Source organism: Actinomyces sp. oral taxon 849 str. F0330 (assembly GCF_000239715.1).
GTDB lineage: Bacteria > Actinomycetota > Actinomycetes > Actinomycetales > Actinomycetaceae > Actinomyces > Actinomyces johnsonii.
This window is the reverse complement of sequence record NZ_JH470349.1, coordinates 449,099-452,220: the sequence shown is the minus strand read 5'-3', so window position 1 is coordinate 452,220 and position 3,122 is coordinate 449,099. Positions and strand designations below refer to the sequence as shown.

The 3,122-nt window shown below is 71.0% G+C and carries 4 protein-coding genes; 3 read left to right on the top strand and 1 reads right to left on the bottom strand.

Annotation, left to right across the window (positions count from 1 at the left end):
- Nucleotides 1–581 (bottom strand): variant leucine-rich repeat-containing protein (locus HMPREF0975_RS16065; protein ID WP_009232835.1); only part of this gene is annotated, 581 nt, incomplete at its 3' end.
- Nucleotides 582–751: 170 nt separating this feature from the next.
- On the opposite strand from HMPREF0975_RS16065, the gene HMPREF0975_RS03890 reads away from it, so the two are divergent.
- The 3 genes from HMPREF0975_RS03890 to HMPREF0975_RS03880 form a co-directional block, all read left to right on the top strand.
- A complete protein-coding gene (locus HMPREF0975_RS03890) occupies nt 752–1,033 on the top strand; it encodes a metal-sensitive transcriptional regulator (RefSeq protein ID WP_009232834.1) in 282 nt (93 codons plus the stop codon).
- Between the two features lie 85 nt (nt 1,034–1,118).
- Nucleotides 1,119–1,388, top strand: coding sequence for a heavy-metal-associated domain-containing protein (locus HMPREF0975_RS03885; protein ID WP_009232833.1), 270 nt, complete (start codon nt 1,119–1,121; stop codon nt 1,386–1,388).
- Between the two features lie 67 nt (nt 1,389–1,455).
- Nucleotides 1,456–3,122 (top strand): heavy metal translocating P-type ATPase (locus HMPREF0975_RS03880; protein ID WP_009232832.1); only part of this gene is annotated, 1,667 nt, incomplete at its 3' end.

Sequence of the window (3,122 nt, the reverse complement as noted above, 5' to 3'; positions counted from 1 at the left end):
GGCATCGGTGGAGGCGGATTCGGCCTGGTCCGTTGAGACGAGGCGCGTGGCGCCGAGGTCCGAAGCGCGGCCGTCGTGGAGGAGCGGGCGGCGGTGTGCGCCATGGCCGTGCGCCGGCTCGTCTCTCGCTGCTGCCCGCCAACCTCGTCGGAATCATCACCGCGGCCGCCGTCGTCGAAGAGTGGCGAACCCATGAGCGGGTCTCCCAGGACGGAGCCGAAGGGGTCGTCGCCCAGGCCGATGTCGGACGGCTCCCATCCCGTAGGCGCTAGCGACAGGGAGTCGTCGAGGCCACCGTCCCAGGCCGAGTCGGTCCCCGAGCCGGGACTCGCCCCGTCGCCGGGACCGACCGAGGACGTTCCCATGCGGCCGACCCAGGTGCGCAGCTCCGGGGAGCAGGCCGGGTTGTCGACGATGATCCGGCGCAGATCGGGGCGGACGCCGGCCAGCACCATGAGCCGGCCGGCGTCCGCCCTCGGATCCCGGGCGAGTTGAAGGTCGGGGTCTTCAGACGCCCCCGCCCTCTCGGTTGCGGTCCTGTAGCCGATTGAGCCGGAGGCGGCATTCGCAACGGTGGTCATGACACGAGCATCCCACGCCACCCTTCGCCTTGTCCCGGATCCACGCCCATCCGGCCGACCGCACGCACGGATCGGGCGGGCAGCCACCACCACATACCCCTAGGGGGTACTTGACGCGCCTACCCCCTAGGGGTATGTTCGACGTCGAACGAGAAGGAAAGGCGACAGAGATGGCCGGATACACCGGGACCAAGGAGGACTACCTCAAGCGCCTGCGCCGTATCGAGGGGCAGGTTCGGGGCATCTCCCGCATGGTCGAGGAGGACACCTACTGCATCGACGTCCTCACGCAGATCTCCGCCGCCACCAAGGCGCTCCAGGCCGTGAGCCTGGGCCTGCTGGAGGATCACATGAGCCACTGCGTCCTGCACGCGGCCCAGGCGGGCGACGAGGAGGGTATGGCCAAGATCCGCGAGGCCTCCGAGGCCATCGCCCGGCTCGTCCGGTCCTGAGCCCCAGCCCGGGCCGCTGGACCGGGCCGCCTCGTTCCCGTTCCACTTCAACCGCCTTCTTCACACGCTTCCCAAGGAGTGAAAGATGACCGAGTTCACCGCCGACGGCGTCGACCGCACCACCACCCTGAAGGTCTCCGGACTCACCTGCGGCCACTGCGTCGCCCACGTCACCGAGGAGCTCGAGGCGCTCGACGGCGTCAAGGATGTCTCCGTTCTGCTCAACAAGGGCGGGCAGTCCACCGTCACCGTGCTCTCCGACGTCCGCCTCGAGGACGCGGCCCTGGCCGAGGCCATTGATGAGGCCGGGGACTACACGCTGGACGCCGTCGAGCGCGACGTCCGCGAGAGCTGAGCCCAGGAGTCTCAACCTCGGCGCCCGGGGCCCGGACGCCGTCGGGCGGTAGCAGAAGGAGACTCGCATGAGTACATCAACCACTCAGGAGCAGGACGAGCAGCTGCGCACCGTCAACCTCTCCATCGGGGGCATGACCTGCGCCAGCTGCGTGGCCCGGGTCGAGAAGAAACTGGGCAAGCTCAACGGCGTGACAGCCTCGGTCAACCTCGCCACCGAGTCCGCCCGCGTCACCGCCCCGAGCACGGTGAGCGTCGATGATCTCCTTGCTGCTGTCGCCCGCGCCGGCTACTCCGGCGCTCTACTGGGCACCGGCTCGCAGGACGAGTCCGCAAAGGAGACTTCTCAGCGTCCGTCTGCGGACTCGGCGGCAGCGGCGTCGGCCCCGGCCAAAGAGACGCCGACCCCGGCGTCAACAGGCCCTGAGGCCTCGGCGACGACATCATTATCGGCCACCTCGGCCTCACCAGCGACCCCTGCCGCACCGTCGGGGACGACCGCGTCGTCGGAGTCCTCCCGGCCGGCCTTGGGCGCCTCGCACGTGGAGCGGGCCGCCGACCTGCGCCTGAGGCTCATCTACAGCCTCATCCTGTCGGTGCCGATCATGGCGATCTCCATGGTTCCGGCGCTCCAGATGCCCGGCTGGCAGTGGACGGTGGCGCTCATGGCGCTGCCGGTGGCGACCTGGGGGGCGTGGCCCTTCCACAAGGCGGCCTTCCGGGCGCTGCGCCACGGCGCCTTCACCATGGACACGCTCGTGTCCCTCGGGGTCGTCGCGGCGACCGGCTGGAGCCTGTGGGCGCTGGTGCTCGGCGGGGCCGGGCACATCGGCATGCGAATGAGCATGGAGCTGCTGCCGCGCTCACAGGGGCACGCCGCCCACATGTACTTCGAGTCGGCCGCCTGGGTGACCACCTTCCTGCTGGCGGGCCGCTATGCCGAGGCGCGCGCCAAGTACCGCTCCGGCGACGCCCTGCGCGCTCTGCTCGAGCTGGGTGCCAAGGAGGTGACCCGAGTGGTCCTCAGCTCGCCTTCAGGCAGTCGCGACGCCGTCGACGTCCTGGATGCCGACGGCTCGCCGCGCGCGGAGGCCACCCGCACCGAGGAGCGCATCAGCATCGAGGAGCTGGCGGCCGGGGACCTGTTCCTCGTGCGACCGGGCGAGAAGGTAGCCACCGACGGCGTCGTCGTCGAGGGCCGCTCGGCCGTGGACGCCTCGCTGCTGACCGGCGAGTCCGTGCCCACCGAGGTCGAGGCCGGGCAGGCCGTCACCGGGGCGACCGTCAACACCTCCGGCGTCCTGCTGGTACGGGCCACGGCCGTGGGCGAGGGGACGACGCTGGCCCGGATCGGCCAGATGGTGACGGCCGCGCAGGCGGGCAAGGCCCCGGTCCAGCGGCTGGCCGACAAGATCTCCGGGGTGTTCGTGCCGATCGTCCTGGTGCTGTCGGCCGCGACCCTGGCGGGCTGGCTGCTCACCGGGAACAGCCCGCAGGCGGCCTTCACCGCCGCGGTTGCCGTGCTCGTCATCGCCTGCCCCTGCGCGCTGGGACTGGCCACGCCGACGGCGCTGCTGGTCGGCTCGGGCCGGGCGGCCCAGCTCGGCGTGGTCATCAAGGGCCCGGAGGTACTGGAGTCGACGCGGACGCTGGACACGATGGTCATGGACAAGACCGGCACGGTCACCCAGGGGCGCATGAGCCTGGACGTCGAAGCCTGCCGCGAGGTGTGCGG